This window comes from Azoarcus sp. PA01, assembly GCA_001274695.2.
Taxonomy (GTDB): domain Bacteria; phylum Pseudomonadota; class Gammaproteobacteria; order Burkholderiales; family Rhodocyclaceae; genus Aromatoleum.
This window is the reverse complement of sequence record LARU01000004.1, coordinates 497,131-521,430: the sequence shown is the minus strand read 5'-3', so window position 1 is coordinate 521,430 and position 24,300 is coordinate 497,131. Positions and strand designations below refer to the sequence as shown.

Annotated in this window: 19 protein-coding genes; 15 read left to right on the top strand and 4 right to left on the bottom strand. The window is 66.7% G+C overall.

What is annotated here, in order from left to right; genetic code table 11:
• Nucleotides 1-38: 38 nt before the first annotated feature.
• The 9 genes from lpdA (at nt 39) to moaE (ending at nt 9,415) form a co-directional block, all read left to right on the top strand.
• A complete protein-coding gene (gene lpdA, locus PA01_14570) occupies nt 39-1,469 on the top strand; it encodes a dihydrolipoyl dehydrogenase (protein KON79708.1) in 1,431 nt (476 codons plus the stop codon).
• Between the two features lie 88 nt (nt 1,470-1,557).
• Nucleotides 1,558-2,670: a cell division protein ZapE gene (gene zapE, locus PA01_14565; GenBank protein KON79707.1), complete on the top strand. Its 1,113-nt coding sequence runs from the start codon at nt 1,558-1,560 to the stop codon at nt 2,668-2,670.
• 119 nt (nt 2,671-2,789) lie between these two features.
• Nucleotides 2,790-3,407 carry a methyltransferase domain-containing protein gene (locus PA01_14560; protein ID KON79706.1) on the top strand — a complete coding sequence of 206 codons (618 nt, stop codon included), beginning with the start codon at nt 2,790-2,792 and terminating at the stop codon, nt 3,405-3,407.
• A gap of 190 nt (nt 3,408-3,597) precedes the next feature.
• On the top strand, nt 3,598-5,553 hold the full coding sequence (locus tag PA01_14555) for an ATP-dependent DNA helicase (GenBank protein KON79705.1): 1,956 nt from the start codon (nt 3,598-3,600) through the stop codon (nt 5,551-5,553).
• Between the two features lie 32 nt (nt 5,554-5,585).
• Complete coding sequence (locus PA01_14550) at nt 5,586-6,926, top strand: hypothetical protein (GenBank protein ID KON79704.1); 1,341 nt, start codon at nt 5,586-5,588, stop codon at nt 6,924-6,926.
• A gap of 43 nt (nt 6,927-6,969) precedes the next feature.
• Nucleotides 6,970-7,467, top strand: coding sequence for a molybdopterin-guanine dinucleotide biosynthesis protein B (gene mobB, locus PA01_14545; GenBank protein KON79703.1), 498 nt, complete (start codon nt 6,970-6,972; stop codon nt 7,465-7,467).
• Nucleotides 7,468-7,470: 3 nt separating this feature from the next.
• The gene (locus PA01_14540; protein ID KON79702.1) at nt 7,471-8,676 is read left to right on the top strand and encodes a molybdopterin molybdotransferase MoeA; all 1,206 of its coding nucleotides are present in this window, start codon (nt 7,471-7,473) and stop codon (nt 8,674-8,676) included.
• A gap of 4 nt (nt 8,677-8,680) precedes the next feature.
• The gene (moaD, locus tag PA01_14535; GenBank protein ID KON79701.1) at nt 8,681-8,935 is read left to right on the top strand and encodes a molybdopterin converting factor subunit 1; all 255 of its coding nucleotides are present in this window, start codon (nt 8,681-8,683) and stop codon (nt 8,933-8,935) included.
• Nucleotides 8,936-8,938: 3 nt separating this feature from the next.
• Complete coding sequence (gene moaE / locus PA01_14530; GenBank protein ID KON79700.1) at nt 8,939-9,415, top strand: molybdopterin synthase catalytic subunit MoaE; 477 nt, start codon at nt 8,939-8,941, stop codon at nt 9,413-9,415.
• 146 nt (nt 9,416-9,561) lie between these two features.
• Here the strand turns inward: moaE and PA01_14525 are convergent, their stop codons facing one another.
• The gene (locus PA01_14525) at nt 9,562-10,071 is read right to left on the bottom strand and encodes a phasin family protein (protein ID KON79699.1); all 510 of its coding nucleotides are present in this window, start codon (nt 10,069-10,071) and stop codon (nt 9,562-9,564) included.
• A gap of 293 nt (nt 10,072-10,364) precedes the next feature.
• On the opposite strand from PA01_14525, the gene clpB reads away from it, so the two are divergent.
• Together clpB and PA01_14515 are read left to right on the top strand one after the other, a co-directional pair.
• Nucleotides 10,365-12,947, top strand: coding sequence for an ATP-dependent chaperone ClpB (gene clpB, locus PA01_14520; protein ID KON79698.1), 2,583 nt, complete (start codon nt 10,365-10,367; stop codon nt 12,945-12,947).
• Nucleotides 12,948-13,159: 212 nt separating this feature from the next.
• The gene (locus tag PA01_14515) at nt 13,160-15,058 is read left to right on the top strand and encodes a SurA N-terminal domain-containing protein (GenBank protein ID KON80367.1); all 1,899 of its coding nucleotides are present in this window, start codon (nt 13,160-13,162) and stop codon (nt 15,056-15,058) included.
• A 95-nt stretch (nt 15,059-15,153) separates the two neighbouring features.
• Here the strand turns inward: PA01_14515 and fabI are convergent, their stop codons facing one another.
• Nucleotides 15,154-15,945, bottom strand: a complete 792-nt coding sequence (fabI, locus tag PA01_14510) for an enoyl-ACP reductase FabI (protein KON79697.1) — start codon at nt 15,943-15,945, stop codon at nt 15,154-15,156.
• A gap of 155 nt (nt 15,946-16,100) precedes the next feature.
• Here fabI and PA01_14505 point away from each other — a divergent pair, with 155 nt between their 5' ends.
• Genes PA01_14505 through PA01_14495 form a run of 3 tightly spaced genes read left to right on the top strand, consistent with a single transcriptional unit; the run spans nt 16,101 to nt 20,687 of the window.
• Nucleotides 16,101-18,272, top strand: a complete 2,172-nt coding sequence (locus PA01_14505; protein ID KON79696.1) for an ABC transporter substrate-binding protein — start codon at nt 16,101-16,103, stop codon at nt 18,270-18,272.
• A complete protein-coding gene (locus PA01_14500; GenBank protein KON79695.1) occupies nt 18,272-19,249 on the top strand; it encodes an ABC transporter permease in 978 nt (325 codons plus the stop codon). The genes PA01_14505 and PA01_14500 overlap by 1 nt, the downstream gene beginning before the upstream one ends.
• Nucleotides 19,250-19,253: 4 nt before the next feature.
• A complete protein-coding gene (locus PA01_14495) occupies nt 19,254-20,687 on the top strand; it encodes an ABC transporter permease (GenBank protein ID KON79694.1) in 1,434 nt (477 codons plus the stop codon).
• A gap of 6 nt (nt 20,688-20,693) precedes the next feature.
• Here the strand turns inward: PA01_14495 and PA01_14490 are convergent, their stop codons facing one another.
• Complete coding sequence (locus PA01_14490; protein KON79693.1) at nt 20,694-21,485, bottom strand: DUF2182 domain-containing protein; 792 nt, start codon at nt 21,483-21,485, stop codon at nt 20,694-20,696.
• A gap of 17 nt (nt 21,486-21,502) precedes the next feature.
• A complete protein-coding gene (locus tag PA01_14485) occupies nt 21,503-22,111 on the bottom strand; it encodes a DUF1326 domain-containing protein (GenBank protein ID KON80366.2) in 609 nt (202 codons plus the stop codon).
• A 166-nt stretch (nt 22,112-22,277) separates the two neighbouring features.
• On the opposite strand from PA01_14485, the gene PA01_14480 reads away from it, so the two are divergent.
• Nucleotides 22,278-24,233 (top strand): winged helix-turn-helix domain-containing protein, encoded by a 1,956-nt coding sequence (locus tag PA01_14480; GenBank protein KON79692.1) that lies wholly within the window; start codon nt 22,278-22,280, stop codon nt 24,231-24,233.
• Nucleotides 24,234-24,300 lie beyond the last annotated feature (67 nt).

The following is a 24,300-nucleotide window of genomic DNA, read 5'->3' as shown; positions in this document are numbered from 1 at the left end:
CCGGTCCGTCATGCTGTTCCATTTATCCGGAGTGAATAATGGCTGACAAGCAATTCGACGTTCTCGTCATCGGTGGCGGACCGGGCGGATACGTCGCAGCGATTCGCGCTGCACAACTGGGCTTCAAGACCGCGTGCGCGGAGTCCAATCCCTATGCCGATCCGAAAGGCGAACCGCGCCTCGGCGGCACCTGCCTGAACGTCGGCTGCATTCCGTCGAAGGCGCTGCTGCACACCTCGCACCTGTTCGAGGAAGCCGAGCACGCGTTTCCGACCCAGGGCATCAGGGTCGAGGGCAAGGTGAGCATCGACGTGCCGGTGATGATCGGCCGCAAGAACAAGGTCGTCGACCAGCTCACCAGCGGCATCAAAGGCCTGTTCAAGAAGAACAAGGTCACTTTCCTCGCCGGACACGGCAGCTTCGAAGGCAACGGGCCGGCAGGATATGTCGTCAGGGTTGGTGCGGAAACCATTGAGGCCAAGCATGTCGTCATCGCGACCGGCTCGAAGCCGCGTCACCTGCCGGGCATTCCGGTGGACAACAGGATCGTCTGCGACAACGTCGGGGCGCTGGACTTCGACTCGGTGCCGAACAAGCTCGGCGTCATCGGTGCCGGCGTCATCGGCCTCGAGATGGGCTCGGTGTGGCGCCGCCTCGGCGCGGAAGTGACTGTCCTGGAAGCGCTGCCGGACTTCATGTCGTTCGCCGATATCGACGTCGCGAAGGAAGCGCTGAAAGTCTTCACGAAGCAGGGGCTCGATATCCGGACCGGCGTGACGATCGGCGAAACCAAGGTCGGCGCCGATGGCGTGTCGATCGCCTACACCGGCAAGGACGGCAAGGAAGCGACGCTCGAATGCGACCGGCTGATCGTCTCGGTCGGCCGCGTGCCGAACACCGACGGGCTGAACGCGAGCACGGTCGGGCTGGACGTCAGTGATCGTGGCCAGATCGTCGTCGACGGGCACTGCCGCACGAACCTGCCGAATGTCTACGCGGTCGGCGATGTCGTGCGCGGCCCGATGCTCGCGCACAAGGCGATGGAAGAGGCGGTGATGGTCGCCGAGATCATCGCCGGACAGGCCGGTCACGCGAATCTGGACACCGTCCCCGGCGTCATCTACACGTCGCCCGAGATCGCGTGGGTCGGCAAGAGCGAGCAGCAGCTCAAGGCCGAAGGCGTTGCCTACCGTGCCGGAAAGATCCCGTTCATGGCGAACGGGCGCGCGCTGGGTTCCGGCGACCCGACCGGCTTCGTCAAGATGCTCGCCGACGCCAACACCGACCGCATTCTCGGCGTGCATATCATCGGCGCCAACGCGTCCGAGCTGATCTCCGAGGCGGTCGTCGCGATGGAGTTCGGCGGCGCTGCGGAAGACCTCGCGCGCATCTGCCACGCTCACCCGACGCTGTCGGAAGTCGTGCATGAAGCGGCGCTGGCGGTGGACAAGCGGCCGTTGCATTTCTGATCGTCGGCCTGCCGCAAGACAGGGGTGGTGCGGGAATATCCTGGCCACCCCTGATTTCGTTTCCGAACATCGCTTTTTCAGTGCCTCCATGCCCCATCGTGTTCTCAAAGTCGCCCAGCACGGAATGCTCGATGCGTACGAGGCGCAGCTCAAGGCGCGCGGCTACAAGTCCGACCCCGAGCAGCGCGCCGCGGTGCAGCGTCTGCAGCAGCTCTATACCGACCTGATCGGGTTCAAGGTCGCGCGCCGCGGGACGCTGCGCAAGCTCCTCGCCCGGCCGCGCCTGCCGCGCAGCGTCTATTTCTGGGGCGGCGTCGGGCGTGGCAAGAGCTTCCTGATGGACTGCTTTTTCGACGCGGTGCCGTACCAGCGCAAGCGCCGCGTGCATTTCCACGCGTTCATGCAGGAAGTGCAGAACGACCTGAAGAATTTCAACGACGCGCCCGATCCGCTGCAGCGCGTCGCCGACCGCATCGCGCGCCAGACGCGGCTGCTGTGTTTCGACGAGTTCCACGTCTCGGACATCGCCGACGCGATGATCCTCGGGCGCCTGCTCGACGCGCTGTTCGCACGCGGCGTGATCTTCGTCATGACCTCGAACTATCCGCCGGAAGGCCTCTACCCGAACGGGCTGCAGCGCATCAATTTCCTGCCGGCGATCGAGATGATCAAGCGTCGCTTCGACGTGATCGAGGTGGACCACGGCACCGATTACCGCTTGCGCACGCTGGAGAAGATCGAGATTTATCTCGTGCCCGACGACGCCACGGCCGAGCGCAAGATGCGCGAGGATTTCCGCCGCCTGGCCGCGAGCGACGGCGAAACCGGCCCGATCGACCTGCTCGGCCGCGAGCTGCCGGTCGTGCGCCGCGCCCCCGGCGTCATCTGGTTCGACTTCGCGACGCTGTGCGACGGGCCGCGGTCGCAGAACGACTATCTCGAAATCGCCCGCGAGCATCACACCTTGCTGCTCTCCGGGGTGCCGCGCATGAGCGCCGGGAATGCGTCCGAAGCGCGGCGTTTCACGTGGCTCGTCGACGTCCTCTACGATCATCGCGTCAAGCTCGTGATGAGCGCCGAAGTCGAGGCGCCTGAGCTGTACACGACCGGCCACAACGCGCACGAATTCGTCCGCACGGTCAGTCGGCTGATGGAAATGCGCAGCCGCGACTACCTTGCCGAGGCCCATCGCACGGAGTGACCGGGCATCGGGCGCGTGCCGCGCACCCGCTTCGCACCTCGTCCCGCTCCAGCCTTGAGCGCGCACAATCCCCGGGCGGCTGCTAACATGAGCTGATCATCCGACCCGTCGCGAGTGACATGGACCAGCAAGCCATTACTGCCGCCTACCGTCGCTATGCCCCGGTCTATGACATCCTGTTCGGTCCGGTTTTCGAGCCCGGGCGGCGGCGGCTGGTGCAGGCGCTGAACTGCCGGCCGGGCGAGGAAGTCCTCGAAGTCGGCGTCGGCACGGGCTTGTCGTTGCGTCATTACCCCCGCTACGCGCGGGTCACGGGCATCGACCTTTCTCCCCACATGCTCGCGCGCGCGAGCCTGCAGGTGCAGCGCCATGATCTGCGCAATGTCGCGCTGATGGCGATGGACGTGCAGCGGCTGTCGTTTCCGGATGCGAGCTTCGACAAGGTCAGCGCGCTGTACGTCGCCTCGGTGGTTCCCGATCCGGCGGTGATGATGCAGGAGCTCGAGCGGGTCTGTCGGCCCGGCGGCGAAGTCGTCGTCGTCAATCATTTCACCCGCAGCAACGGTTTCGCGTCGCGCATCGAGCGCAGCCTCGCGCCCCTCGCGCGTTCGCTCGGGTTCCGGCCGCTGTTTCCGCTCGAGGCGTTCATCGGCCTGACGCATCTCGAGCTGACCGAGACCCTGCCGGTGAACGCTTTCGGATACTGGACGCTGCTGCGCTTTCGTAATCGCGCCTGAGCCGGCACGACCGCAGGCGGCCGGCTGGGCAGCCCGGCGTCGGTGGCGCTTCGCCCGCGTCGCGCCAATCGATCGTCATCACGGGCTCGGCGGCCCCGCCGGCGCGCGCGTGGTGAGGCAGCCCGGGGCGAAAGCCGTCTCGTGCGCCGCCCGCAGGTGATAGCATTGCCGACTGCTCCTGTTTTGCGCCATGCCAGATCTAGATTCCGCCTTTTCTCCCGATGGATTGCTTGCGACGGCAGTGCCGTCGTTCCGGCCGCGCCCGCAACAGCTCGAAATGGCACGGCGCATCGCCGAAGCCCTGCAGGATAACCGCGTCCTCGTCGCCGAAGCCGGCACCGGCACCGGCAAGACATTCGCGTATCTGGTGCCGGCGCTCCTGTCCGGGGGCAAAGTGATCGTGTCGACCGGCACCAAGACGCTGCAGGATCAGCTCTTCAATCGCGATCTGCCGACGGTGCGTGCCGCGCTGAAAGTGCCGGTCACCGTGGCGCTGCTGAAGGGCCGCGCGAACTACGTCTGTCCGTACCACCTCGAGCGCAATTCGCATGATGGCCGCTTCCTCACCGCGCAGGATGCGGCCGACCTGCGCGCGATCGCGCGCTTCGCGAAAACGACGCGCAGCGGCGACAAAGCCGAATGCACGGACGTGCGCGAAGACTCGGCGGCGTGGCTGGCCGCCACGTCGACGCGCGACAACTGTCTCGGCCAGGAATGCCCGAACGTCAAGGAATGTTTCGTGCTTTCGGCGCGGCGCGCCGCGATGGATGCCGATGTCGTCGTCGTCAATCATCACCTGTTCTTCGCCGACGTAATGCTGCGCGACGAAGGCATGGGCGAGCTGCTGCCGGCGTGCAACGCGGTAATTTTCGACGAAGCGCACCAGCTGCCGGAAACCGCGAGCCTGTTCTTCGGCGAGAACGTATCGACCGCGCAGCTGCTCGAACTCGCGCGCGACACGCGCTCCGAAACCCTCGCCGGGGCGCGCGACTGCCGCGAACTGATCGACGCGAGCCGGGCACTGGAGAAAGCCGCGCGCGACCTGCGCCTCGCTTTCGGTGCGGAGCCGGTGCGGCTCTCGGCGGCGCAGGCCGCCGCGCTGCCGCAATTCGACGAGGCTCTGAAAGCGCTCGACGACGAACTGGGCCGCTTCGCGGCGATCCTCGGCACGCAGGCCGAGCGATCGGAAGGCCTCGCGAACTGCCTGCGGCGCAGCGACGAAATCCGGCAACGGCTCGGGCGCTGGCGCACGCCCGATTCAGCCGAGCTGATCCGCTGGGTCGAAGTGTTCACCCAGTCGGCCGCGCTGAACGCGACGCCGCTGCACGTGTCGCAGGTGTTCCGCCGCCAGCTTGAGAGTCATCCGCGAGCGTGGATTTTCACTTCGGCGACACTCGCCGTCGGCCGCGATTTCGGCCACTACTGCGACGAACTCGGGCTGTCGTGGCTCGAGCCGCCGCCATTGACCGAGGTGTGGGGCAGCCCGTTCGATTACGCCGAGCAGGCCTTGCTGTATGCGCCGGCCGGCCTACCCGATCCGAACCATCCCGACTATGTCGAAGCCGTCGCGAAGACTGCGCTGCCGCTGATACGCGCGGCGCGCGGGCGGACGTTCGTGCTGTGCACGTCGCTGCGCGCGATGCGGCGCGTCCACGGCCTGCTCGCCGACGGCCTCGAGCGCGCCGGCGACAAGCTGCCGATGCTGCTGCAGGGTGAAGGCTCGCGCACGGAACTGCTCGAACGTTTCCGCCGTCTCGGCAATGCGGTGCTGGTCGCGAGCCAGAGCTTCTGGGAAGGGGTCGACGTGGCGGGCGATGCGCTGTCGCTGGTCGTAATCGACAAACTGCCGTTCGCGCCGCCGGACGATCCGGTGCTCGCGGCACGCGTCGAGCACCTGCAAAAGAGCGGGCGCAACCCGTTCATGCATTACCAGTTGCCGCGCGCGGTGATCAACATGAAGCAGGGCGCCGGCCGCCTGATCCGCAGCGAGCGCGACCGCGGCGTGCTGTGCATCTGCGACCCGCGCATGATCGACAAGCCCTATGGCAAAGTCATCTGGCGCAGCCTGCCGCCGATGCAGCGCACGCGCATCGAGGCCGAGGCGGTCGCGTTTCTCGAACAACTGCCGCCACCGCCGTGCACGTGAGCCGGAAAGTGGGGCATACGATGGAGACACCGATGAGCACAGCCGTCGACGCCGGACTGGATCCGTTGCTGCGCGCGTTGTCCGACGGCGATGGCCTGGACGTCGCCGAACGCCTCAATCGCGGCTGCCAGTGCGTGTCGCTCGATCACGAGCGCCTGCGCAGCGAACTCGAACGGGACGCGCGCGACGGTGCGCTGCTGTCGATGATCGTCTCGACCCGCCCGCATCTGTTTGCCGATTCGGTCGCTTTCGTCGCTGCGCATCACCAGGCGCGCATGGCGCAAATCGTCGCCGCAGTCGAGCGCGTGGTCGCGCTGCCGGGGTGGGAGGCGCTCGCGTTCGCCCACGCGCCGCCCGCCGCGAAGCTGCCGACTGCGGCAGCGGGCGTGTTTCTCGGCTACGACTTCCACCTCGGCCCCGAAGGGCCGCAGCTCATCGAAATCAATACGAACGCCGGCGGCGCGCTGCTCAACGTTGCGCTGGCCCGTGCGCAGCGTGCGTGCTGTGCCGAAGTCGCGCCGCTCGAGGCGGCCGTCGCCGCAGGCGGGCCGAACGATCCGGAAGCCGCGTTCATCGACATGTTCCGCAGCGAATGGCGCGCGATGCGCGGCGAGCAGGTGTTGCGCACCGTCGTGATCGTCGACCGCGAACCGCAGTCCCAGTACCTGCTGCCCGAATTCGTGCTGTTCCAGCGCCTGTTCGAACGCCACGGGCTCGCTGCGTACATCTGCGATCCGGCCGAGCTCGAATTCGCCGACGGGCGCCTGTGGCTTGGCGAAACCGTCGTCGATCTCGTCTACAACCGCCTCACCGACTTCGCGTTGATCGAGCCGGAAAGCGCGGCGCTCGCCCGGGCGTGGGCGGCCCAGGCGGCGGTGATCACGCCGCACCCGCGCGCCCATGCGCTGTACGCCGACAAGCGCAATCTCGCGCTGCTCTCCGACGACGCGGTACTGCAGGCGATCGGCGTCGAGGCCGGAACGCGCGCGGTGCTCGCGGCCGGCATCCCGGCCACGCGCCTGGTCCGGCCGGAAGACGCCGAAGCCTTGTGGCGCGACCGCCGGGAGCTGTTCTTCAAGCCTGCTTCGGGCTTCGGCAGCCGCGCGACGTATCGCGGGGACAAGCTCACGCGCAGGGTGTTCGACGAAATCCTCGCCGGCGACTACATCGCGCAGCGACTCGTGCCGCCGAGCGCGCGGCGCCTGTCGGTCGGTGGCACCGCGACCGACTTGAAGATGGACCTGCGAAATTACGTGTACCGCGGCCGCGTGCAACTTCTCGTTGCGCGGCTGTATCGCGGCCAGACGACGAATTTCCGCACGCCCGGCGGCGGGTTTGCTGCGGTGGTGGCGCTTCCCTGCGCACAATCGTGAGCATGTTGTATGCTCCTCAACATTTGAATCGAGCGAACCACTGATGATCGTATTCGGCATCGCCGGCTGGTCCGGTTGCGGCAAGACCACCCTGATCGAAAAGCTCATTCCCCAGTTCACCGCGCGCGGGATTTCGGTGTCCGTCATCAAGCACGCCCACCACGGTTTCGACCTCGACCGCCCGGGCAAGGACTCGTTTCGCCACCGCGAGGCGGGAGCCAGCCAGGTGCTGATGCTGTCGAACGATCGCTGGGTGCTGATGCACGAGCTTCGCGGTGAGGCGGAGCCGACGCTCGAAGCGCAGCTGCGCCTGTTGTCGCCGTGCGACGTCGTGCTGATCGAGGGCTACAAGGCCGCTGCCGTGCCGAAGATCGAAGTGCATCGCCCGGCGCACGGCAAGCCGCCGCTGTGGACCGACAATCCCCACGTCGTCGCAGTCGCGACCAACGCCGGGATCGAGTGTCCGTTGCCGACCCTTGCGCTCGACGACGGCGCGGCGATTGCCGAATTCATTCTTGCTTACCCGCGGTTACCCGCGTAAATCATGAACGCCAACATGCTCTCCTTTGACGAAGCGCTCGACACGCTGATCCGCAAGGCCCAGCCGGTCCGCGAGATCGACATGGCCGACACCTTCGTCGCGCAGGGCAGGGTGCTCGCCGCCGATCTGCATTCGCCGGTTTCGGTACCTGCGCTCGACACGTCGACGATGGACGGCTACGCGCTGCGCGCGGCTGATGTCACGGCGCCCGGGGCGTCCCTCGCGGTGTCGCAGCGAATTCCCGCCGGCAGTGTCGGCCATCCGCTTCAGCCGGGCACTGCCGCGCGCATCTTCACCGGAGCACCGCTGCCCGCCGGCGCCGACGTCGTCGTGATGCAGGAGATGTGCGAGCACCAGGGCGAGGCGGTGGTGATCAATCATCAACCGCGCGCCGGCGAGGCGGTAAGACTGGCCGGCAGCGAGATCGCCCGCGGTGAAACGGTGCTGGCGGCTGGCACGCGGCTGCGCCCGCAGGAGCTCGGACTCGCTGCGTCGGTCGGCATCGCGCAGCTGCCGGTCGTGCGCCGCATGCGCGTCGCGCTGTTTTCCACCGGCGACGAACTGGTCATGCCGGGCGAACCGCTTCCCCCGGGCGGCGTGTATAACTCCAACCGCTTCCAGCTGCGCGCGCTGCTGCTGCAGCTCGGTTGCGAAGTCACCGATTTTGGCATCGTGCCGGACCGTCTTGAGGCGACGCGCGCAGTGTTGCGCGACGCCGCGCAAGGACACGAGCTGATCCTCACGAGCGGCGGCGTCTCGGTCGGCGAAGAAGATCACGTGAAGCCCGCGGTCGAAGCCGAAGGCTCGCTCGACCTGTGGAAGATCGCGATGAAACCCGGCAAGCCCTTGGCGTACGGGCGCGTCGGAGCAGCTGCGTTCATCGGTCTGCCGGGCAACCCCGTGTCGAGCTTCGTGACTTTCCTGATGATGGTGCGGCCCTTCATCCTTGCGACGCAGGGGGCGAGCGCGCTGAAACCCCGGGCCGTGGCGTTGCGGGCGGATTTCGACTGGCCGCGGCCGGATCGCCGTCGCGAGTTCCTGCGTGCGCGCTTCAACGACACCGGAGGCGTCGAGCTGTATGCTCACCAGGGCGCTGCAGCGCTGTCGTCGATCGTATGGGCCGATGGCCTCGTCGATGTGCCGGCCGACACGCCGATCCCGCGCGGCGTGACGGTCCGCTTTCTGCCTTATGGTGAGCTGTTATATTGAAATCATGAACGTCAAAATCCTTTATTTCGCGTCGCTCAGGGACGCGGTCGGGCGTGCCGAAGAATCGTTCGTGCTGCCCGCCGGGGTGGGCACGATCGGTGATCTGCGCGCTTTCCTTGCCGAGCGGGGCAACGAGTGGGACGCGCTCGCGGAAGGCCGCAACGTGCGCGCCGCCCGCAATCAGCGCATGGCGAGCCCGGGCGAGCCCGTCGGCCCCGGCGACGAGATCGCTTTCTTTCCGCCGGTCACCGGAGGCTGAAACATGTCGGTAAGCGTCCAGCAAGCAGATTTCGACGTCGGCGCCGAGATTGCCGCGCTGTCGCAGGGGCGGCCCCAGGTTGGAGCCGTGGCGAGCTTCGTCGGCCTGGTGCGGGACGTCAGCGGCGGTGCCGAAGTCGCGGCGATGACGCTCGAGCACTATCCGGGAATGACCGAGCGCTCGCTCGAAGACATCGTCGGCGAAGCCCGGCGGCGCTGGCAACTCGACGACGTGCGCGTGATCCATCGCTACGGCAGGCTCGAGCCGGGAGACCGCATCGTCTTCGTCGGCGTCGCCGGTGCTCATCGCGGCGAGGCGTTCGCGGCATGCGAGTTTGTCATGGACTATCTGAAGACCCGCGCGCCTTTCTGGAAGCTCGAGGAAACACCGGACGGCGCGCATTGGGTCGATGCGCGAGATAGCGACGACAGCGCAGCGGCGCGCTGGGAGACGAAGTCGGAGTCGCCGCCGCAGAGCTGACGCGGCTGCATTTGCGGCGGGAGCGCAGCAAGGCCGCAGCGCGATCCGCAAGCGGCGGGAGAATCGGGAAGCGCCGGGAAAGCGTCGGAAAAACCGCACGACGGAGAAACGGCGCCCACGGCGCCGTTGTTGCAACCGGACCGGGCTTACTTCTTCGGCTTGGTGCCACCCGGTTGCGTGAACATCTGGAACGCTTCGGATGAAGCGCGCGTCATCTGCTCGAAGGCCGAGCGCGTCGTGTCCATTGCGGTCTGGAGCGCAGTCATCGCATTCTGGTCGTTGATCGGCATGCCGGTGAACATCTTCTGCATCGCCTCGAACATCTCCTTGCCGCCTGTGGACAGTTGCTCGCCGACGAGCTTTCCGACTTCGGCCTGGGTACGATTCGTCAGTTCCGCCATTTCACGTGCGCACGACAGCATCTTTTCCGTCGTGCTCTGGGCGTACTGCGTGCGCAGTTCGATCGCCTGCTGCGGATCCTTGACGCTGGAAAGCGCCTTGGCGCTCTCCACACCCTCTTCGAACAGGCTCTTCGCCACCGCAACCTGCAGTTCCATGATGCGCTGCGAGTTTTCGATCGACATCTGCGCCAGACGCACCGCCGCTTCGAGATTTTTCTTCTGAAGCTCGTTGATCTGGTCCTGTTTCGTTGCCATATTCTTTCTCCACGCGCAAAGTTTGAACACTGGAACTACCAAGCGCTGCGGGCGCCGTACGTGCGCCGCCGCTCCCTCGCCCCGGCATCCGGATATATTACAGTAGGATGGAATCGGCGTAATACCGCACTGCCTGTACCCGTTGCACTGCAGCAACATTCGCCCGCATGTTTCCCTCTGGCATTGGCCGGACGCGGTCACCGGTTTCGGCGAACCGCTGACTTTGAACCGTTGACTTTGTTGTCCGTGCCCCCATCTTCGATGGCAATCCACTCAGAACAGGAACGCACACCATGCGCTTCGACAAGCTCACGACGAAGTTCCAGCAGGCTCTTTCCGATGCTCAGAGCATCGCAGTCGGCAACGACCAGCAGTTCATCGAACCCCAGCACCTGCTGCTGGCGATGCTCGGCCAGGAGGATGCGGGCATCGTCTCGCTGCTGCAGCGGGCCGGCGTCAATGTGCCGCCGCTCAAGGCTGCGCTCGACAAGGCGCTGACGCGGCTGCCGAAAGTCGAAGGGCACGGCGGCGAAGTGCAGATCGGGCGCGACCTTTCGAATCTCCTGAATCTCGCCGATCGCGAAGCCCAGAAGCGCGGCGACCAGTTCATCGCCAGCGAGATGTTTCTGCTCGCGCTCACCGAGGACAAGGGCGAGACCGGGCGCCTGCTGAAAGAGCACGGCCTGGCGCGCAAGCCGCTCGAAGCGGCGATCACGGCGGTGCGGGGCGGTTCCGGTGTCGGCAGCCAGGATGCCGAAGGCCAGCGCGAAGCGCTCAACAAGTATTGTCTCGACCTCACCGAGCGCGCCCGGGCAGGCAAACTCGACCCGGTGATCGGTCGCGACGACGAGATCCGCCGTGCGATCCAGATCCTGCAGCGCCGCACGAAGAACAATCCGGTGCTGATCGGTGAGCCCGGAGTCGGCAAGACAGCGATCGTCGAGGGCTTGGCGCAGCGTATCGTCAATGACGAAGTTCCCGAAACGCTGAAGGGCAAGCGGGTGCTGTCGCTCGACATGGCGGCGCTGCTCGCGGGGGCGAAATACCGCGGCGAATTCGAGGAACGGCTGAAAGCCGTGCTGAAGGAGATCGCGCAGGAAGAAGGGCGGATCATCGTCTTCATCGACGAGCTGCACACGATGGTCGGCGCCGGCAAGGCCGAAGGCGCGATCGACGCCGGCAACATGCTGAAGCCGGCGCTGGCGCGCGGCGAACTGCACTGCATCGGCGCGACGACGCTCGACGAATATCGCAAGTACATCGAAAAGGATGCTGCGCTCGAACGGCGCTTCCAGAAAGTGCTCGTGGACGAGCCGAGCGTCGAGTCGACGATCGCGATCCTGCGCGGGCTGCAGGAAAAATACGAGCTGCACCACGGCGTCGACATCACCGACCCGGCGATCGTCGCCGCCGCCGAGCTGTCGCATCGCTACATCACCGACCGGTTCCTGCCCGACAAGGCGATCGACCTGATCGACGAGGCCGCGGCGCGAATCAAGATGGAGATCGACTCGAAGCCGGAAGTCATGGACAAGCTCGAGCGTCGCCTGATCCAGCTCAAGATCGAGCAGGAAGCGGTGAAGCGGGAAACCGACGAGGCGTCGCAGAAGCGTCTCGTGCTGATCCGCGACGAGATCGACAAGCTCGAGCGCGAATACGCGAACCTCGACGAGATCTGGCGCTCGGAAAAGGCGAGCGTGCAGGGCAGCCAGCACATCAAGGAAGAGATCGAGGCGCTGCGCACGCAGATGGCCGAGATGCAGCGGAAAGGCCAGTACGACAAGCTCGCCGAGCTGCAATACGGCAAATTGCCGCAGCTCGAGGCGCAGCTGAAGGCGGCGGAATCGGCCGGCAGCGGCGAGCGCAAGTTCAAGCTGTTGCGCACCGAGGTCGGTACCGAGGAGATCGCCGAAGTCGTGTCGCGTGCGACCGGAATTCCGGTCAGCAAAATGATGCAGGGCGAGCGCGAGAAGCTGCTGAAGATGGAAGAGCGGCTGCACCAGCGCGTCGTCGGGCAGGACGAAGCGGTGAGGCTCGTTGCAGATGCGATCCGTCGCTCGCGCGCCGGCCTTTCGGACGAGAACCGCCCGTACGGCTCGTTCCTGTTCCTGGGGCCCACCGGCGTCGGCAAGACCGAGCTCTGCAAGACGCTCGCCGAGTTCCTGTTCGATTCGGAAGAGCACCTGATCCGCATCGACATGAGCGAATTCATGGAGAAGCACTCGGTCGCCCGCCTGATCGGCGCCCCGCCGGGCTATGTCGGCTACGAGGAGGGCGGCTACCTGACCGAGCAGGTGCGCAGGAAACCCTACTCGGTGATCCTGTTCGACGAGGTCGAGAAGGCGCACCCGGACGTCTTCAACGTGCTGCTGCAGGTGCTCGACGACGGGCGCATGACGGACGGGCAGGGGCGCACCGTCGACTTCAAGAACACCGTCATCGTCATGACGTCGAACCTCGGCAGCCAGATGATCCAGCAGATGGCAGGCGACGATTATCAAGTCATCAAGCTCGCCGTGATGGCCGAAGTCAAGACCTACTTCCGTCCCGAGTTCGTCAACCGCATCGACGAGGTGGTCGTGTTCCACGCGCTCGACGAGAAGCACATCGCGAGCATCGCGCGCATCCAGCTCCAGTACCTCGACAAGCGGCTGGCGCGGCTGGACATGGCGATGGAGGTGTCGGACGCGGCGCTCGCGGAGCTCGCGTCGGCCGGCTTCGATCCGGTGTTCGGGGCGCGCCCGCTCAAGCGCGCGATCCAGGAGCGCATCGAAAATCCGCTCGCGAAGGCGATTCTGGAAGGGCAGTTCGGTGCAAAGGACAAGGTGCTCGTCGATGTCGAAGGCGGGCGCATCGTCTTCGCGAAGGCCGGCTGACAGGACGCCTCACTGTCGTATCGGCGGGCCGCGGAATTTCCTCGTCGCCCGCCGGCGCCGTTCCGGGAAGCACGGAGTTCCGGCTCTTCGCCACCGCTGGCCACGACGCCGGCCGCCACGGTGGCCTGCCGCCCGCGGCGATGCGATAATGCCGCCTTTGCGTTTTCGGCCCAGGCCGAACGCCCTTCCCCTGGTTTCCACGGAAAAACATGATGTTTGATGCCGTCCGCAACAACAAGCGCATCGCCCAGGTCATCCTGGCGCTGCTGATCGTCCCGTTCGCATTCTTCGGCCTCGATTCATACTTCACCGATGGGCCCGGCGGGAACGAGGTCGCGACGGTGGGCGGGTCGAAAATCTCGATGAATGAGTTCGGCCAGGCGTTGCGGGATCAACAGGACCGGCTGCGTCAGTCGATGGGCGGGCAGGTCGATCGGGCGATGCTCGAATCGGAAGCAATGCGCCGCTCGGTGGTGGAGAACCTCGTCAACCAGCGTCTGCTGGCGATGCACGCTGCGGACAACGGCCTGGTCGTGACGCAGCAGCAGCTGCAGCAGGTCATCGCGACGGTGCCGGCGTTCCAGGAGGACGGGCGTTTCTCGCTCGCACGTTACGAAGCCGCGGTGCGGGCGCAGGGCATGACGCCGGCGATGTTCGAGGCGCGCCTCGGACAGGATCTGCGCGTCCAGCAGGTCGCGCTGGCAGTCGGTCAATCCGCTTTCACGGCGCAGGCGTCCGTGCAGCGTTTCCTCGAGGCACAGCTCGAAGAACGCAAGGTCAGCGAACTGAAATTCTCGCCCGACGCCTTTCTTGCGCAGGTCGAGCTCCCCGACGATGCGGCGAAGAAATATTACGATGCGAACTCCGAGCGTTTCGAGCGCCCGGCGCGGCTGCGCGCGGACTATCTCGTGTTCGACGAAAACGCGCTGCTGAAGCAGGTTTCGGTGTCCGACGACGAAATCCGCAAGTTCTACGAGGCGAATGCCGCGCGCTTCGGCCAGCCGGAAGAGCGCAACGCGCGCCATATCCTGATTGAGGCGGGAGCCGACGCGCCGGCCGAAGATGTTGCGAAGGCAAGTGAAAAGGCCGCAGCGCTGCTCGACCAGGTGCGCGCGAACCCGGAGCGCTTCGCGGAACTGGCGAAGGCCGAGTCGCAGGATCCGGGGTCGGCGGCGCGCGGCGGCGAACTGGGTTTCTTCGGCCGCGGGGCGATGGTCAAGCCGTTCGAGGACGCGGTGTTCAGCCTCGAAAAAGGCCAGATCAGCGATGTGGTCCGGTCGGATTTCGGTTTTCACATCATCCAGGTCGTCGACATCAAGCCCGCGAAAGCGCGGCCGCTCGAAGAAGTCCGCGACGAGATTGCCGAGGAGCTGAAGCGACAGGCGGCAAGCCGCCGCTTCGCCGAAGAGGCCGAGCAGTTCGCCAACCTCGTCTACGAGCAGGCGGACAGCCTGCAGCCCGCCGCTGAGGCGCTGGGCCTCGAGATTCGCCAGACGGACTGGATTTCCCCCGAGGAAGGATCGATCGGCGGCTTCAAGAACGACAAGCTCGTCAACGCGCTGTTTTCGGACGAAGCGGTGAAGAACGGCCGCAACGTCGAGGCGGTCGAGGTGTCCCGCGGCACGCTCGTGTCAGCGCGGGTGCGCGAATTCGAAGCCGCGCAGCGTCTGCCGTTCGAAGAGGTCAAGGCGTCGATCGAAAAGCAGCTGCGCGCCGAGGAGGCGAGCAAGCTCGCCGTCGCCCGCGGTGAAGCAGCATTGGCGGCGCTCGCGAAAGGTGAGCAGGCGAGCGGGACGTGGAGCGAGGCGCGCGTCGTGCGCCGGGGAAGTCCGGAACTCGCTCCGGCGGCGATCGATGCGGTGTTCGGTGCCGCGGAGAGCAAGCTGCCGGCATACGCCGGGGTCGCGATGCCGGAAGGCGGGTATTCGGTATTCCGCGTCGAGAGCGTGACGCGACCGGAACTCGCAAAGGACGATCCGCGCCTGCAGGCGGTGTCGCAGCAGTACCAGCGGCTGATCGCGGAGCGCGATTTCAACGCTTTCCTCGCGTCGCTGCGCGAGCGGTACGAGGTCGAAATCAACGAAGCGGCGCTGCGGGCACAGCAGCCGTAACGGCAGGAGAGCCGTTTCGGCGGCGAAAAAAACCCGGCGCGATCTTGGCCGGGTTTTTTGCTGCGCGAAGCTGCAATTGCTGCGCGAAGCTGCAATCAGTTTTGTTCGGAGTTGCCCAGCGCGGTCGTGTTGAAGCCGCCGTCCACGTACATGATCTCGCCGGTCATGCCGCTGGCGAGGTCCGAGCACAGGAACGCGGCCGCATTGCCGACTTCCTCGATCGTCACGTTGCGGCGCAGCGGGGCGTTGTGCTCGTTGAACGACAGCAGCTTGCTGAAGTTGCCGATGCCCGAGGCAGCGAGCGTCTTGATCGGGCCTGCGGAGATCGCGTTGACCCGCGTCCCTTCCGGGCCGAGGCAGACCGCGAGGTAGCGCACCGAGGCTTCGAGGCTCGCTTTCGCCAGCCCCATGATGTTGTAGTTGGGCATGGTGCGCACTGCGCCGAGATAGGACATCGTCAGCAGCGCGCCCTTGCGCCCTTTCATCATCGGGCGCGCCGCTTTTGCGAGCAGCGGGAAGCTGCCTGCGCTGACTTCCTGCGAAATGCGGAACGCCTCGCGCGAGAACCCGTCGAGGAAATCGCCTTCGAGCGCGTCGCTCGGAGCGAACGCGATCGAATGCACCAGACCGTCCAGGCCGTCCCATTTCTGCCCGAGCTGTTCGAACAGGCCGGCGATTTCGGCATCGTTCTGCACGTCGCAAGAAAAAATCAGGTCGGAACCGAATTCGGCGGCCATTTTCGCCACACGTTCCTGAAAGCGCTCGTTCTGGTACGTGAAAGCGAGCTCGGCGCCTTCACGGTGCATCGCTTTCGCAATGCCGTAGGAAATCGAGCGATTGCTGAGCAGTCCGGTGATCAGAATCCGTTTTCCGGCGAGAAAGCCCATTTTTGGTAATGCTCCGTCTTGTTGAGCGCCCGATTATAGCTGGGTCCGTCGCCGCACGTGTGCTTCGCCCGCCTACGAGGGCGGCTGGCGGGGCGACGAACCCCGCCGCGGGCGACATGCGCGGCGCCGCTGCTGCAGCAGGTAGAATCGGCCTCATGTTTTCGCGCGCCTGCCTACTGTTGCTGTCATGCGTCCTGCTCGCCGCGTGCGGGCAGGCGTGGAACGACCCCTATCCGGTCGCCGAACGTGACCAGAACGTCATGTACACGGCGTTCACCGATCGCCCGAAACACCTCGACCCCGTGCAGTCGTACAGCGAGGACGAGGCCGCGTTCCTGTACCAGATCTATGAACCGCCGCTGCAATACCATTACCTCAAGCGGCCCTACACGCTGATTCCCGGAAGCGCCGCGCAGCTGCCCGTCGTGCGCCGCTACGATGCGCGCGGCCGCGAGCTTCCCGTCGATGCGCCGGCCGCGCGCGTCGACCGCAGCGAGTACGAGATCCGCATCGCGCCCGGCATTCTCTATCAGCCTCACCCGGCTTTCGCGAAAGCGGACGACGGCACGCCGCGCTACCTCGAGCTTGGGCCGGACGATCTGGAAGGCGGGCGCGGCCTCGGAGATTTCCCCGACACCGGCACGCGCGAGCTCGAAGCGGGCGATTTCGTCCACCAGATCAAGCGCCTCGCGCACCCGCGGCTGCATTCGCCGATCTTCGAGCTGATGGCCGAGTACATCCCCGGCCTGAAGGTGCTGCAAAAGCGCCTCGCCGACGAGGCACAGCGCAACCCGGGTTGGATCGATCTCACCGAGCACGCGCTGCCGGGCGTCGAAGTCGTCGATCGCCACACCTACCGCATCACGCTGAAAGGCGCCTACCCGCAGTTCCTGTACTGGTTGTCGATGCCCTTCTTCGCCCCCGTGCCGCCCGAGGCCGACCGCTTTTTCGGTCAGCCGGGCATGGCCGAGCGCAACCTGACGCTCGACTGGTGGCCGATCGGCACCGGTCCGTTCATGCTCGCGGAGAACAACCCGAACGCGCGCATGGTGCTGGTCAGGAATCCGAACTACCGCGGCGATCCTTACCCGTGCGAAGGCGATCAGGCCGACCGCGATGCGGGACTGTTGGCCGATTGCGGCAAGCCGATGCCGTTCCTCGACAAGGTCGTGTTCTCGCGCGAACGCGAAGGAATCCCGTACTGGAACAAGTTCCTGCAGGGCTATTACGACGCCTCCGGCGTGTCGTCGGAAAACTTCGACCAGGCCGTCAATATGAGCAGCCAGGGGGAAGTCGTGCTGTCGGACGACATGGTCGAGCGCGGCATCGAGCTGCTGACCTCGGTGTCGCCGTCGGTGTTCTACCTCGGCTTCAACATGCTCGATCCGGTCGTCGGCGGCGGCGACACGGCGGCGGGGCGCGAGCGTGCGCGTAAACTCCGCCAGGCGATCTCGATCGCGCTCGACATGGAGGAGTTCGTGTCGATCTTCCTCAACGGCCGCGGCGTGCCGGCGATGCACCCGATCCCGCCGGGCATTTTCGGCGCGCGCGACGGCGAGGCGGGCATCAACCCGGTCGTCTATGAATGGCGCGACGGCAAGGCCGTGCGCCGCAGCAAGGACGTCGCACGGCGGCTGCTCGCCGAAGCCGGCTATCCGGACGGGCGGGACGCGCGCACCGGCGAACCGCTGATCATCAACCTCGACACGACGCCGGGCGGGCTCGGCGACAAGGCGCGTTCGGACTGGCTCGCGAAGCAGTTTCGCGAACTCGGCGTGCAGTTCGTCGTCCGCCCGACCGACTACAACCGCTTCCAGGACAAGATCCGCGAAGGCAACGCGCAGCTGTTCTTCTTCGGCTGGAACGCCGACTATCCCGACCCGGAGAACATGCTGTTCCTGCTGCACGGCCCGCAGGCCAAGGTCAGGGAGTCGGGGCAGAACGCGGCGAACTACCAGAACGACGAGTACGACCGCCTGTTCGAGCAGATGAAGGGGATGCCCGACGGGCCGGAGCGCCAGAACATCATCGACCGCATGGTCGCGATCCTGCAGCATGACGCGCCGTGGATTTTCGGCTTTCACCCGAAAGCCTATTCGCTGCAGCACGGCTGGGTCGAGAATCGCAAGCCGGGCAGCATGGTCCGCAACACGCTGAAGTATCAGCGCGTCGACCTCGAACGCCGGCAGGCGCTGCGCGCGCAGTGGAACCAGCCGGTGGTGTGGCCGCTCGGGCTCGTCGCGCTGCTGTTCGTCGTCATCGTCGCGCCCGCATTCCTGCATTACCGCCGGCGCGAACGCGCGACCGGTGTTGGAGGCGCCGCCTGATGTTCGCGTATATCGTCCGCCGCCTGCTGTACGCGCTGCCGATCCTGATCGGCGTGAACCTGATCACTTTCGCGCTGTTCTTCGTCGTCAATTCGCCGGACGACATGGCGCGCATGCATCTGGGCGTCAAGCGCGTGACGCCCGAGGCGATCGAACGCTGGAAAGCCGAGCGCGGCTACGACCGGCCGCTGTTCGTCAACACGCATGCGGACGGCACGGAGAAGCTGACCGACACGATCTTCTTCGACAATTCGCTGCGCATGTTCGCGTTCGATTTCGGCCGCGCCGACGACGGCCGCGACATCGCGCAGGAGATCCGCGACCGCATGCGCCCGTCGCTCGCGATCGCGCTGCCGACTTTCGTCCTCGGGCTGTTCGTCTCGGTGTCGTTCGCGCTGATGCTGGTGTTCTTCCGCGCGAGCTACCTCGACTTCTGGGGCGTCGTGCTGTGCGTCGCGATGATGTCGATATCGAGCCTGTTCTACATCATCGGCGGGCAGTGGCTGGTGTCCAAAGTGTGGGCGCTGGTGCCGATCTCGGGCTACGCGCCGGGGCTCGACGCGGCGCGCTTCCTCGTGCTGCCGGTGCTGATCAGCGTCGTCGCCGGGATCGGCGCGAACGCGCGCTGGTATCGCACGATCTTCCTCGAGGAAATCTCGAAGGACTACGTGCGCACCGCCCGCGCCAAAGGCCTGTCGGAACTGGCCGTGCTGTTCCGCCACGTGCTGAAGAACGCGATGATCCCGATTCTCACCGGCGTCGTCGTCGTCATTCCGCTGCTGTTCATGGGGAGCCTGATCGTCGAGTCGTTCTTCGGCATTCCCGGCCTTGGCAGCTACACGATCGACGCGATCAACGCGCAGGACTTCGCCGTCGTGCGCGCGATGGTGTTCATCGGCTCGGTGCTGTACATCGTCGGCCTGCTGCTGACCGACATTTCCTACACGCTCGTCGATCCGCGCGTAAGGCTGGAGTAGGCGCATGGATTTTCGTTTCGTGCTGTTGTGGACCGATGCGCTGTTTTTCGTGCTGCTTGCGCTTGGACTCGTGACGATCGTGTATGTGCGGCGCAGCCAACCGTTGCGCGCGGCATGGCGCAAGGTCGGCAGCCGCGCGACGGGGATGGCCACGGCGACGATCCTGCTCGCGTTCCTCGCGATCGGGTTCGCCGACAGCCTGCACTACCGCCCGTCGCTGCCACCTGCCGCAGTCAGCGGCGGGGAAGCGCGTGAGGATTCCCGGGACGCTGCCTATTCGTCCGAAGTCCTGAGCGCGCTCGATGCGCTGCTCGCGCCGCTGCGCACCCGCCTCGAAAAAACCTACTCGGCGCCTTTCGCCGGCGAACTGTACGCACGCGAAACCGTCGAGCTGCCCGATGGCGGGCAGACGCGGATTCATCCGCGTTTGACCTACGGCGCGGCGCATCTGGACGATCCCGAAAGCGAGCGCGCGCAGGATGTCGCCACACGTCTCGGCAACGGCGCCGCTGCCGCGCTCGGCCTGTGGCTGGTCGCCGCGATCGCGGTGACGGCCTCGCTCGCACGCCGTTGCGGTCGCGGCTGGACGGAAGCCGCCGCCGCGCTCGTCCGTGGCGAAACCGTGCTCGCGTGGCGGGCCGCGCTCGTCACGCTCGGCGCGATCCTGCTCGTGGCCGGCGCGGCGGTCGCACTCGGCTCGCACTACCACGTGTTCGGCACCGACAAGGTCGGCCAGGACGTGCTCTATCTGTCGCTGAAGAGCGTGCGCACGGCCCTGATCATCGGCACGCTGACGACGCTCGTGATGCTGCCGTTCGCGGTCGCGCTCGGCATCATGGCGGGCTATCTTGGCGGCTGGGTCGATGACGTCATCCAGTACCTCTACACGGTGCTCAACGCGATCCCCGGCGTGCTGCTGATCGCCGCGGCAGTGCTGATGATGCAGGTCGTCATCGACACCAACCCGCAGTGGTTCGCGACCGCTGCCGAGCGCGCCGACGCGCGGCTGCTGGCGCTGTGCCTGATCCTCGGCATCACCAGCTGGACCGGCCTGTGCCGGCTGCTGCGCGGCGAGACGCTGAAGCTGCGCGAGCTCGACTACGTGCATGCCGCGCGCGCGTTCGGCGTCGGCACGGCGGCGATCCTGCGCCGCCACATCATGCCGAACGTCATGCACATCGTGATGATCGCCCTGGTGATGGATTTCTCCGGGCTGGTGCTCGCCGAGGCGGTGCTGTCCTACGTCGGCATCGGCGTCGATCCGGGAACGATCAGCTTCGGCACGATGATCAACATGGCGCGCGCCGAGCTCGCGCGCGAGCCGATGGTGTGGTGGTCGCTGCTCGCGGCGTTCGCGTTCATGTTCGTGCTCGTGCTGTCGGCGAACCTGTTCGCCGACGTCGTGCGCGACGCGTTCGATCCGCGCCGCGGAGCGTAAAACCGTTTACGCCAGCGCGACGCCGCCGACCATCCATATCCCCGCCGCGCCGAACGCCGCGCCCAGGATCCGGCCGACCGTCGCGCCGTGCGGGAGCACCTTCTCGGCCAGCATGCACACGGCGAGCGCCGCCATCCACGCCAGATTCATCACGCCGCCGACGAACATCAGCAGCATCAGCGCCCAGCAGCAGCCCATGCAGAAAGCGCCGTGGCGCAGGCCCATGACGAGCGCGCCGCGCGTGCCCTCACGCCACTCCGCAAGCAGGAAGCCGAGCGGCGTGCGGCATTTTTCGAGGCACATCGTCTTTAGCGGGCTCCACTGGAAGAGCCCTGCCAGGATCAGCAGCACGCCGCCCGCGAGCGCGTCAAGGCGCCCCGTCGGCCCCGACAGGACGGCCGCTTCGTGCAGCGCCATCTGGCCGGTGGCCGCCGCGAGGCTGAAGACGCTCCACACTGCGAGATAGCCGGCGACGAAAAACGCAGTCGGCGCCAGCGCGCCGTCGCCGGCGTCCTGCCGCTGATGATGGACGCGCGCAAAAGTCAGCACCATCGGTGTCGCGGCGGGCAGCATCATCGCGCCGAGCATCACGATCCACATCAGCGCGGCCAGCGCGAGCCCGTGCCAGTCCCAGCCGGGCGGAGCCGGCAACGCCATCGCCGCCATCGCCGGATGGACAGCGGCGTTCATCCCGGCAGCCATGTGGACGAGGTAGGCCCAGGCGAGCACGGTGATCAACGCGAGTCCCAGCCCGACCACCAGCCTGTCACGCTGCAGCGCCGTCGCATGCGGTTTCATCGCCGCTCCGCGTCGCGTCACGGGCCCGCGTAGCTGAACGGCGAGTAGTAGGCGACTCGCTCGCTCAACTCGAAATCGAGGCCGTGGCCGCGATGGCGCAAGGCCTTCGACCGGGCTACCACCAGCGACTGGCCGGGCGCGACCGCCAGCGGATGGTTGTGGATCGTCACCGCGGCGCCGCCCTGGCCCTCGATCGCCTCGACGAGCGCTTCGGCATGGCCACCGACGGTGATGCGCCGCTCGCGCCCCGGCGCATCGAAGTGGATCGGCGCCTGCTCGACCCCCAACACTTCGCCGATGAAACCCGCGATCAGCGCCGGGTGTCCGCCGGCCTGGCCACCGAAGATCTGCGCCATCGCGTCGCGCTGGGCGCCGTCGGCGGCCGCGTCCAGGTACAGCACCACTTGCCAGTTGCCCTGCGCCATGTCGCCGGGCGAATTGAGCGCCACCGCGACGTTGAGCCCGTCGAGCACGATGTCACCGAAGTGCCCGCTCTCGATGTGCCAGCCCACGAGCGCCGCGCACGAGCCTTCGGTCGGCGTGCCGAGGTACAGGCAGGGACACGCGCCCTTGCAGGTGCACGCTTCGAGGTACTCACCGCTGAGTCTCCATTCTGCGGCCATCATCAAGCCCTCCTATTGCTCGCGCGGCCCTTCAGCCGCGTGATTTATTTATAGCCGGCGCGTCGGCGTCGCGGGTGAGGCGGTGATGAGGATTTCATGAGAATTGGCCCGTGTCGGAAGCGGGCTCGCTGCGGGCCTATACTTCACTGCGTCGTCAAAGGTTCCGACAATGCCGCAACGCATCGCCGATCTCCTGGTGCAGCGGGCCGCCCGCAGCTTTCTCGGTCGCGAGCGCGAGCTGGCGTTTCTGCGTGGCGTGCTGAGCGCCGAAGGTCCGCGTGTGGTGCACGTGTTCGGCATCGCCGGGATAGGCAAGAGCAGTCTCCTCGAAATGTTCTCGATCGAGGCGCAGGCGCAGGGCGCAATCGTTCTGCGCCTTGACTGCCGGGCGGTCGAGCCGACCGAGACGGCGTTCCTGCACGCGCTGTGCGAGCGCAGCGGAAATCCCGCCTTGCCGCTCGCGCGCATCGCCGACCGGCTGGCGGCGCTCGGGGCGCCGGTGGTGCTTGCCCTCGATACGTGCGAAGTGTTCCGGCTGCTCGATACGTGGTTGCGCCAGAATTTCATTCCTGCGCTGCCCGACAACGTGCGGGTGCTGTTGTTCGGGCGCGAGCGTCCGCTCGCGGCGTGGCAGGCCGAGCCGGGCTGGCAGCACTTGTTCCGGACCCTGCCGCTCGGTCCGCTCCCCGACGAGGCGGCGAGCGCGCTGCTGGGTCGTTTCGGCGTCCCGCCCGAGGCGGCCCGGCGGATCGCCCGCGGCGCGCATGGACATCCGCTGGCGCTGCACCTGGCCGCTTGCGCGTACCGCGAGCGCCCGGACCTCGCGCTTGAGACGACGGGGGTGGAGCATGCGCTCGACGCACTGACGCGGATGTTTCTCGCCGACGTCGGCGATCCGCTGACGCGTCGGGTGCTGGAAGGCGCCGCGGTGCTGCGCCGCGCCACGGTTTCGCTGCTCGACGCGCTGTTCCCGCAGCTCGCTCCCGGGGAGGCCTTCGAGTGCGTGCGTCGTCTGCCGTTTGTCGAATGCGGCAACGAAGGGCTGGTGGTCCACGACGTGGTGCGCGAGGCGGTGGCCCGTTCGTTGCGCGCCCGCGACCCTGCGGCTTATCTCGGATACCAGCATGCCGCGTGGCACCAGCTGCGTGTCGAGAGCGCCTCGGCGGGGCGCGCCGAGCTGTGGCGCTACACCGCCGACATGCTCTATCTGATCGAGAATCCGGTGGTCCGCGAAGCGTTCTTTCCCGTCGGGACGCAGCGCCTGGCCGTCGAGCCGGCGCGCGGAGCCGATGGCGCGGCGATCGCGCGCATCATCGAAAGCCACGAGGGGCCCGAGGCGGCGCGCCACCTGCTGAGCTGGTGGCAGCGCGCGCCGCAGGCCTTCTCGGTGGTGCGCGATCCTCACGGCCAGGCGATCGGCCTGTGCTGCAAGCTCACCCCCGAGCGGGTGGCGCCGGCCGACCTGCTCGACGACCCGCTCACCGCCGCCTGGGGTCGTCACATCGAGCGATCGCCGATGCCGCCGGGCCAGACGGCGCTGCTGTGTCGGCGCTGGCTCAGTCTCGCGCAAGGCGAGGCGCCCTCCGATGTGCAGGCCGCCGCCTGGCTCGACCTGAAGCGCACCTACATGGAGCTGCGCCCGATGCTGCGCCGGGTGTATCTGACGGTGCGCGATCTGCTGCCCTATGCTGCGGCGGCCGAGCGCCTTGGCTTCACGGTGCTGCCCGATGCCGCTGTGTTGCTCGACGGCCAGCGCTATCACAGCGCGGTCCTCGACTTCGGTCCGTCTTCGGTCGATGGCTGGCTGGCGGGGCTGGCGGCCGACGAGATCGGCATCCGGCACACGCCGTCGCTGCTCGACGTCGAGGCGCGCGAACTCGTGGTCGGTGCGCGACGCGTCGCGCTCACGCCGCTCGAATTCGGGGTGATGGCGTATCTGGCCGGGCACGAGGGGAAGGCCGTCTCGCGCAGCGAGCTGTTGCGCGAGGTATGGGGCACGCGCTACGAAGGCGGGAGCAACGTCGTCGATACCATCGTCCACGCGCTCAGGCACAAACTGGGTGCGCGCGCGGACGGCATCGAGACCGTCAGCGGCGTAGGGTATCGGCTGCGCCGGGAGCAGTAGCCGGGAATACCGATTGCAGCGCTGCGTGCGCACCCGCTCGGATCACCGGGGCCGTGGCATGCCCCGA

What these genes read in the sequence shown, in the direction of transcription:
- lpdA (KON79708.1), top strand. Translation starts at nt 39, where the DNA reads ATGGCTGACAAGCAATTCGACGTTCTCGTCATCGGTGGCGGACCGGGC.
- zapE (KON79707.1), top strand. Translation starts at nt 1,558, where the DNA reads ATGCCCCATCGTGTTCTCAAAGTCGCCCAGCACGGAATGCTCGATGCG.
- PA01_14560 (KON79706.1), top strand. Translation starts at nt 2,790, where the DNA reads ATGGACCAGCAAGCCATTACTGCCGCCTACCGTCGCTATGCCCCGGTC.
- PA01_14555 (KON79705.1), top strand. Translation starts at nt 3,598, where the DNA reads ATGCCAGATCTAGATTCCGCCTTTTCTCCCGATGGATTGCTTGCGACG.
- PA01_14550 (KON79704.1), top strand. Translation starts at nt 5,586, where the DNA reads ATGAGCACAGCCGTCGACGCCGGACTGGATCCGTTGCTGCGCGCGTTG.
- mobB (KON79703.1), top strand. Translation starts at nt 6,970, where the DNA reads ATGATCGTATTCGGCATCGCCGGCTGGTCCGGTTGCGGCAAGACCACC.
- PA01_14540 (KON79702.1), top strand. Translation starts at nt 7,471, where the DNA reads ATGAACGCCAACATGCTCTCCTTTGACGAAGCGCTCGACACGCTGATC.
- moaD (KON79701.1), top strand. Translation starts at nt 8,681, where the DNA reads ATGAACGTCAAAATCCTTTATTTCGCGTCGCTCAGGGACGCGGTCGGG.
- moaE (KON79700.1), top strand. Translation starts at nt 8,939, where the DNA reads ATGTCGGTAAGCGTCCAGCAAGCAGATTTCGACGTCGGCGCCGAGATT.
- PA01_14525 (KON79699.1), bottom strand. Translation starts at nt 10,071, where the DNA reads ATGGCAACGAAACAGGACCAGATCAACGAGCTTCAGAAGAAAAATCTC.
- clpB (KON79698.1), top strand. Translation starts at nt 10,365, where the DNA reads ATGCGCTTCGACAAGCTCACGACGAAGTTCCAGCAGGCTCTTTCCGAT.
- PA01_14515 (KON80367.1), top strand. Translation starts at nt 13,160, where the DNA reads ATGTTTGATGCCGTCCGCAACAACAAGCGCATCGCCCAGGTCATCCTG.
- fabI (KON79697.1), bottom strand. Translation starts at nt 15,945, where the DNA reads ATGGGCTTTCTCGCCGGAAAACGGATTCTGATCACCGGACTGCTCAGC.
- PA01_14505 (KON79696.1), top strand. Translation starts at nt 16,101, where the DNA reads ATGTTTTCGCGCGCCTGCCTACTGTTGCTGTCATGCGTCCTGCTCGCC.
- PA01_14500 (KON79695.1), top strand. Translation starts at nt 18,272, where the DNA reads ATGTTCGCGTATATCGTCCGCCGCCTGCTGTACGCGCTGCCGATCCTG.
- PA01_14495 (KON79694.1), top strand. Translation starts at nt 19,254, where the DNA reads ATGGATTTTCGTTTCGTGCTGTTGTGGACCGATGCGCTGTTTTTCGTG.
- PA01_14490 (KON79693.1), bottom strand. Translation starts at nt 21,485, where the DNA reads ATGAAACCGCATGCGACGGCGCTGCAGCGTGACAGGCTGGTGGTCGGG.
- PA01_14485 (KON80366.2), bottom strand. Translation starts at nt 22,111, where the DNA reads ATGATGGCCGCAGAATGGAGACTCAGCGGTGAGTACCTCGAAGCGTGC.
- PA01_14480 (KON79692.1), top strand. Translation starts at nt 22,278, where the DNA reads ATGCCGCAACGCATCGCCGATCTCCTGGTGCAGCGGGCCGCCCGCAGC.